Here is a 7,822-nt window from a genome sequence, read left to right on the forward strand (position 1 = left end):
CTGCAGGTCCCCGCCGGAGGGTCATGAAGTTGCCGSCCAGCGGCCGGCACTACCACTGGTTGCACGCCCTGCCTGGATTCATCGCAGCAGCAGTTTCAACAACCCCGCAATCTTCGAATACGGCGGCCGCAGCCGATCACTGGCCGCCCAGCGCGACTGCCACAGCACCGGCAACAGCTTGCTCATCGCATCAAACCCGGCCCGCCCGTGGTACGCGCCCATGCCGCTGGCGCCCACCCCACCAAACGGCAAGCCATCGGCGGCGAAGTGCAGCAGCGTGTCGTTGACCGTGACCCCGCCGGCCAGCACCTGGCCGAGAATGCGCTCCACCGTGGCCGTGTCGTGGCTGAAGGGATACAGCGCCAGTGGCCGGTCGCGGGCCACGATGTCGGCCAGCGCCGCATCCAGGTCCGGATAGGCGCGCACCGGCAGGATCGGGCCGAAGATCTCATCGCGCATCAGGTCCAGGTCATCCGGCGGGTCCAGCACCACGGTCGGCACCAGCAGCCGCTCGCGATCGGCGCGCGCGTCATCCACCGGCGCCAGCGCAATCACCGGCACGCCGCGTTCGCGCGCCTGCGCCAGATAGCCCTGCAGGCGCCGGTACTGGCCCTCGTTGATGATCCGCGTGTAGTCGTCGGCATCGCTGAAATCACCATAGCGCTCGCGCACCTGCTGCTGCAGCGCCTGCACGAACTCACGCTGGCGCACGCTGTCGATCAGCACGTAATCCGGCGCTATGCAGGTCTGGCCGGCGTTGAACCACTTGCCGGTGGCCAGCCGCGCGGCGGCTTTGTCCAACGGGAAATCGCGGCAGACGATCGCCGGCGACTTGCCGCCCAGTTCCAGCGTCAGCGGCACCAGATGCTCCGCCGCCGCCGCCATCACCTTGCGGCCGACCGCGGTGGAACCGGTGAACACGAGGTGGTCCAGCGGTAGCGAAGACACCGCCGCGGCCACGTCCGCGTCACCCTGCACCACCGACACACGATCGGGCGGGAACACGCTGGCCAGCAGATCGGCCAGGAACGCGCTGGTGCGCGGGGTGTGCTCCGAAGGCTTCAACAGCACATGGTTGCCAGCGGCAATCGCGGTGGCCAGCGGCACCAACGCCAGCGTGACCGGATAATTCCACGGCGAGATCACCCCGACCACGCCCAGCGGCATCGGCCGCAGCTGCGCGCGCGCCGGCCATAGTCGCCAGCCGGCGCCCACCCGCTGCGGCTTCGACCAGCGCCGCAGGTGGCGACGCAGGTGGTCGATGGCCGACAGCACGCTCATGCCATCGGCCACCTTTGATTCCACGTGGGCACGATGGCCGAAGTCCTCGGCGATGGCCGCAGCCATTTCGTCCATGCGGTCCTTCAACGCCGCGCGCAGGCGACGCAGGTCGGCTTCGCGCTGGTCAAGCGACGGGCGCAGCGACTGCCAGGCGCTGCGCAGGGTGTGCAGGATGACGGGGAGGTCGGCTGGGGCGGTGGTGGTCATGGGCCGACTATACGGCGTGCTGTGCAATGTAATGGTAGTGCCGGCCGCTGGCCGGCAGCCTCATGGATCTTCGGCAGGCATCGTGCAGTTGCCGGCCAGCGGCCGGCACTACCAGAAAAAGAAAGGCCGCGGTCTGCACCGCGGCCTTCCTTCATTGCATGGAAACCACCGTTACTTGGTGATGTCCACGTTCTTCGTCTCGCGCAGGAACAGGCCGCCAATCACCACCGACATCAGCGCGATGATGATCGGGTACCACAACCCGTAGTACAGGTTGCCGGTACCGGCCACCAGCGCGAACGAGATCGCCGGCAGGAAGCCACCGAACCAGCCGTTGCCGATGTGGTACGGCAGCGACATCGAGGTGTAGCGGATGCGGGTCGGGAACAGTTCGACCAGGTAGGCGGCGATCGGGCCGTAGACCATGGTCACGTACAGCACCAGCAGCCACAGCATCAGGATCGTGCCTGCGTAGTTGATGCGCGAACCATCAGCCTTGGCGGGATAGCCGGCACCGGTCAGTGCAGTCTTCAGCTCGGCACCGAATGCATCGGCCTTGGCCTTGCCTTCTTCCTTGGTCAGGCCGGCGGCCTCGTACGAGGTGACGCTGGCGCTGCCCACGTTGACCATCGCCAGCGAACCGGCAGCGGCCGGCTGCACGTCATACGGCACACCGGCCTTGGTCAACGCAGCGGTAGCCACGTCACAGGAGCTGGTGAACTTGCGCAGGCCAACCGGATCGAACTGGAACGAGCAGGTGGTCGGGTCGGCCACGACCAGCGCCGGCGAGCTGCTGCGGGCTTCTTCGATGGCCGGGTTGGCGAAGTGGGTCAGGCCCTTGAAGATCGGGATGTAGGTGATGGCGGCCAGCAGGCAGCCGGCCAGGATGATCTTCTTGCGGCCGATACGGTCGGACAGCCAGCCGAAGAAGATGAAGAACGGCACGCCCAGCGCCAGCGCGGCGGCGATCAGCAGGTAGGAGGTGGTGGCATCGACCTTCAGCATGCTGCTGAGGAAGAACAGCGCGTAGAACTGGCCGCCATACCAGACCACCGCCTGGCCCGCTGCGGCGCCGAGCAGCACCAGCAGCATCAGCTTCAGGTTGCCGCCCTTCAGGCTGTCACGGAACGGCGTCTTGGAACCCTTGCCCTCCGACTTCATCTGCTGGAACAGCGGCGACTCGCTCAGCTGCAGGCGGATCCACACCGACACGCCCAGCAGCACGATCGAGACCAGGAACGGAATGCGCCAGCCCCAGGCTTCGAACGCTTCGTTGCCGAGGAAGTAGCGGCAGGCGAGGATGATCAGCAGCGACATGAACAGGCCGAGGGTGGCCGTGCACTGGATGAAGCTGGTGTACAGGCCGCGCTTGTCGTCCGGCGCGTGTTCGGCCACGTAGGTCGCCGCACCACCGTACTCACCGCCCATGGCCAGGCCCTGGGCCAGGCGCAGGATGATCAGGATCACCGGCGCGGCGAAGCCGATCGAGGCGTAGTTGGGCAGCACACCGACCAGGAAGGTCGAGATGCCCATGATCAGGATGGTGACCAGGAAGGTGTACTTGCGGCCGATGCGGTCGCCGAGGCTGCCGAAGAAGGCCGCGCCGAACGGTCGCACGAAGAAGCCGGCAGCGAAGGCCAGCAGGGCGAAGATCATGCCCGTGGTTTCATTGACGCCACTGAAGAACTGCTTGGCGATGATCGCCGCAAGCGAGCCATACAGGAAGAAGTCGTACCACTCGAAAACGGTGCCCAGGCTGGACGCGAAGATGACCTTCTTGTGTCCCTGGGTAAGTTGGGCTTTCGCCGGTGCAGGTGTTGTGGACATGGGACCCTTCCCCTCTGTAGGTGCCGACCTTGGTCGGCACGCAGTCTTGGTAGATACCGACCATGGCCGGCACTCAATCTCGGTAGGTGCCGACCGTTGGTCGGCACTCATTTAAAAACTGTATTTCGTCGTGAACTGCAGACGGGTGATGTCGCCCTTGTTGCCGTTCTCGATCTCGCGCTTGCCGTACATCAGCTCGGCACCGACATCGACCTTGGGCATCGGCGAATAGAAGATGTTGCCGCGGATGCTCTGCACGCTCTTGGTCACCAGCGGGCCGAGAATGCTGTCGTTGTCGTAGTCGCTGCGCGCGTAGATCAGGTTGGTGCGCAGCTTCGGCGAGAACGCATGGCGCCAACCGACGTAACCGGCGATCACACCGGTCGGGTTGAGCTCGTCACGGGCCACGTCATAGGCCGAATCGGCGGTGATGCCCAGGCCGATGTAACGGGCGATGCCCTCGCCACCGGTGAACTGGTAGTGCAGCGAATCGCTGTCACCCATCACCCACTTGCCGCCCAGGGTCAGGCCACCGGCCACCTTGTCGGCCTTTGCGCCGGTGGCCTGGTTGTCGACCTTCAGCTGACGGACGATACCGCCAACACCGAACGTGCCCCAGTCACCCTTCCAGCCATAACGCAGGGTCAGGTCCGGCAGGCTGCCGCGATCGGAATTGGCGCTGGCATTGGTCCAGGCGCCGGTGACCGGATTGCGCGTACCGGTGAGGGTGGTCGTTTCCGGATTCTCCAGCGCGACGCTGAAGCCGCCCTGGGTGTAGCGCACCTGCGCCTGGCGCACGAAGATCACGCCATCGGTGGGACCGACGAAGTCGACCGCTTCCGGCAACGACGCCGCATCCATGAAGTTCGACCAGGTCTGGCCGGCCATCCAGTTGTTCCAGTACATGTACGCATGGCGCAGGGTCACGCCATAGGTGTTGGTGGCGGTCTGGTTGCCCAGCGAGTTGCCGAAGAAATCCATCTCGAAGAACGCGCCGGCCTTGTTGCCCGACTCGCTGACGTTGTCGATGCCCAGGTTGAAGCGCGAGAACTTGGCGTGGGCGTTGTAGTCCACATCCGAGCGCTTGCCGCTGCCGCCGGCGCCTTCCACCGGGGTCTGCCCGGGCAGGTACAGCGAGCGGCCGGTGGCATCGTCGGCCAGCTGGCCATCGCTGGTCTGGGTGGCCAGGAAATCGGCCTTGATGAAACCGCCGATCTTGACCGTGGTGCCCGGCGCCGCGCCGGGGGTGATGGTGGTGACCTGGATCGGCTGCTTGCCCGCAGGCACCGCCGGCTTCTGTTCGGCCTGCAGCGTGCGGACGTCGGTGACCGCCTGCTGGGTCTGCACGATCTGGGTCTGTTGCTGCTGCTGCGACGCCAGCAGCGCCTGCACCTGCCGCTCCAGCTCGGCGACGCGTGACTCCAGTGCCTTCTCTTTGGCGGTCTCAGCGAACGCCATGCCCGGTGCGACCAGGGCGACCAACAGGCAGGCCGCCAAAGGTGTGCGCACGGCTTTCAACGTACGGTGGCTCATGTTGCCCTCTCTCCCAAGTGGCAAGGTGATGCCGCGCGTGGGGCACGGTCGAGCCGAGACTGCGGGGCGTTTGCACGCACCGGCTATTGGCCATTGGTCGAACCCGGGCCTGCAGGGGCCCGACTTTCGACCAAGGTCTAACCGAAGTGGTGACGCGACCGGGGGTGGATGGGGCAAACTGAGGGGGAACGGCTGCTGCAATGCTGCGGCTGCACACACAAAGTCAACGTGCAAGTGAGGGTGCCATGGCTGATCTCTACCCTGTCGATCCGCAGTTCGCCGCCAAGGCGCGTATCGACAAGAACACCTATGAACAGCAGTACCAGGCCTCGGTGTCCGATCCGGATGCGTTCTGGGGCAAGGCCGCCGAGCGGCTGGACTGGTCGCGCAAGCCGACGAAGATCAAGAACGTCAGCTACGACCTGTCCGACTTCCACATCAAGTGGTTCGAAGATGGCGAGCTCAACGCCAGCGTGAACTGCCTGGACCGCCAGCTGGAAAAGCGCGGCGACAAGACGGCCCTGCTGTTCGAGCCGGACAGCCCGGACGCGCCGGCCCAGCACGTGACCTATCGCGAGCTGTACGAGCGCACCTGCCGTCTCGGCAACGCGCTGCGCAACCTGGGCGTCAAGAAGGGCGACCGGGTCACCATCTACCTGCCGATGATCGTCGACGCTGCCGTGGCCATGCTGGCCTGCGCGCGCATCGGTGCGATCCACTCGGTGGTGTTCGGTGGCTTCGCCCCGAATTCGATCGCCGACCGTGTCAGCGACTGCCAGAGCAAGCTGATCATCACCGCCGACGAAGGCCTGCGCGGTGGCCGGAAGATTCCGCTGAAGGCCAACGTCGATGCGGCGCTGAAGCTGCCCGGCACCAATACCGTGGAAACCGTGCTGGTGGTGCGCCACACCGGCGGTGCGGTGGACATGCAGGCCCCGCGCGACCGCTGGTTCCATGATGTGGTCGACAGCCAGCCGGCCAGCTGCGAGCCGGAACCGATGAACGCCGAGGATCCGCTGTTCATCCTCTACACCTCCGGTTCCACCGGCAAGCCGAAGGGCGTACTGCACACCACCGCCGGCTACCTGCTGTACGCGGCGTACACCCATGAAGCGGTGTTCGACCTGCGCGAGGACGACATCTACTGGTGCACCGCCGACGTCGGCTGGGTCACCGGCCACAGCTACATCGTGTACGGCCCGCTGGCCAACGGCGCGACCTCGCTGATGTTCGAGGGCGTGCCGAACTACCCGGACACCTCGCGCTTCTGGAACGTGATCGACAAGCACAAGGTGTCGATCTTCTACACCGCCCCCACCGCCATCCGTGCGCTGATGCGCGAAGGCGAGGAGCCGGTGAAGAAGACCTCGCGCGCTTCGCTGCGCCTGCTTGGCAGCGTCGGCGAACCGATCAATCCGGAAGCCTGGCGCTGGTACTACGAAGTGGTCGGCGACAGCCGTTGCCCGATCGTCGATACCTGGTGGCAGACCGAGACCGGCGGCATCCTGATCTCGCCGCTGGCCGGTGCGATGGATCTGAAACCGGGTTCGGCCACCCTGCCCTTCTTCGGCGTGCAGCCGGCCCTGGTCAATGCCGATGGCGAGATCAAGGACGGCCCGACCGAAGGCAACCTGATCATCCGTGACTCCTGGCCGGGCCAGATGCGCACGGTGTACGGCGACCACCAGCGCTTCATCGACACCTACTTCCGCACCTACCCGGGCAGCTACTTCACCGGTGACGGCTGCCGCCGCGACGAAGACGGCTACTACTGGATCACCGGCCGCGTGGACGATGTGATCAACGTGTCCGGCCACCGCATCGGCACCGCCGAAGTGGAAAGCGCGCTGGTCTCGCACCCGAAGGTGGCCGAGGCCGCCGTGGTCGGCTTCCCGCACGACGTGAAGGGCCAGGGCATCTATGCCTACGTCACGCTGGTGGCCGAGGAGGCACCCAGCGACGAGCTGCAGAAGGAGCTGGTCGCCTGGGTGCGCAAGGAGATCGGGCCGATCGCCACGCCCGACCACCTGCAGTGGGCGCCGGGCCTGCCGAAGACCCGTTCGGGCAAGATCATGCGCCGCATTCTGCGCAAGATCGCCGAGAACGCACCGGACCAGCTCGGCGACACCTCGACCCTGGCCGATCCATCGGTCGTGGCGTCGCTGGTGGACGAGCGCAAGGTCCGTTGATGTGCTACCCGGGGTCGGATCCCTTTCCACAAGGAAAGGGCTCTGACCCCATCTGCTTTCCCCCCACGGTTCCCCCCGACCATGACCACCCTCCTGATTGCCGATGACCATCCGTTGTTCCGCGAAGCCCTGCGGGGTGCCGTGCAGCGGGTCATTCCGGGCGTTCAACTGTTCGAGGCCGACAGCGTGGAAGCGTTGTATGCGCTGGCCGACCAGCACAACGACGCCGACCTGGTCCTGATGGATCTCAACATGCCCGGCGCACAGGGTTTCAACGCACTGGTGCACATGCGCTCGCTGCATCCGCACCTGCCGGTGGTGGTGGTCTCCGCACGCGAAGAAGCCACGGTGATGCGCCGTGCACTCGACCATGGTGCGCTGGGTTTCATTCCGAAATCCGCCGATTCGGACACCATCGGCCATGCGCTCGGCACCATCCTCGATGGCGAGACCTGGGCGCCGCCGGAAGCACACAACGTGCCGCCGACCGGCAGCGAAGAACGCGAAGTCGGCCAGCGTCTGCGCGAGCTGACCCCGCAGCAGTTCCGCGTGCTGCAGATGTTGGGTGCGGGCCGCTTGAACAAGCAGATCGCCTACGACCTCAATGTCTCCGAAGCGACGATCAAGGCGCACGTGACCGCGATCCTGCGCAAGCTGGGCGTGACCAACCGCACCCAAGCGGTGCTGATGGCCGGCAAGCTGGCGATCGACGACGACGCCATCGTGCTGCCACCGGAAGAAGACTGAGGGTTCGTGCCGGCCGCTGGCCGGCAACCGCGTGAAAC

Annotated in this window: 5 protein-coding genes; 2 read left to right on the plus strand and 3 right to left on the minus strand. The window is 65.8% G+C overall.

Features of this window, described 5'->3' with window-relative positions:
• Window positions 1-78: 78 nt before the first annotated feature.
• From AB4Y84_RS07945 to AB4Y84_RS07955, 3 genes are all read right to left on the minus strand, one after another.
• Window positions 79-1,488 carry a coniferyl aldehyde dehydrogenase gene (locus tag AB4Y84_RS07945; protein ID WP_442244231.1) on the minus strand — a complete coding sequence of 470 codons (1,410 nt, stop codon included), beginning with the start codon at window positions 1,486-1,488 and terminating at the stop codon, window positions 79-81.
• Window positions 1,489-1,659: 171 nt separating this feature from the next.
• The gene (locus tag AB4Y84_RS07950) at window positions 1,660-3,315 is read right to left on the minus strand and encodes an MFS transporter (RefSeq protein ID WP_025878778.1); all 1,656 of its coding nucleotides are present in this window, start codon (window positions 3,313-3,315) and stop codon (window positions 1,660-1,662) included.
• Between the two features lie 111 nt (window positions 3,316-3,426).
• On the minus strand, window positions 3,427-4,848 hold the full coding sequence (locus AB4Y84_RS07955) for a DcaP family trimeric outer membrane transporter (protein ID WP_442244232.1): 1,422 nt from the start codon (window positions 4,846-4,848) through the stop codon (window positions 3,427-3,429).
• 245 nt (window positions 4,849-5,093) lie between these two features.
• Between AB4Y84_RS07955 and acs the strand changes: the two genes are divergently transcribed.
• Together acs and AB4Y84_RS07965 are read left to right on the plus strand one after the other, a co-directional pair.
• The gene (gene acs, locus AB4Y84_RS07960; protein ID WP_025878776.1) at window positions 5,094-7,037 is read left to right on the plus strand and encodes an acetate--CoA ligase; all 1,944 of its coding nucleotides are present in this window, start codon (window positions 5,094-5,096) and stop codon (window positions 7,035-7,037) included.
• An 81-nt stretch (window positions 7,038-7,118) separates the two neighbouring features.
• Window positions 7,119-7,784, plus strand: a complete 666-nt coding sequence (locus AB4Y84_RS07965; RefSeq protein WP_006477308.1) for a response regulator transcription factor — start codon at window positions 7,119-7,121, stop codon at window positions 7,782-7,784.
• The last annotated feature ends 38 nt before the right edge of the window (window positions 7,785-7,822 follow it).

It is taken from the genome of Stenotrophomonas sp. 2YAF22, assembly GCF_052114665.1.
Lineage (GTDB): Bacteria > Pseudomonadota > Gammaproteobacteria > Xanthomonadales > Xanthomonadaceae > Stenotrophomonas > Stenotrophomonas indicatrix.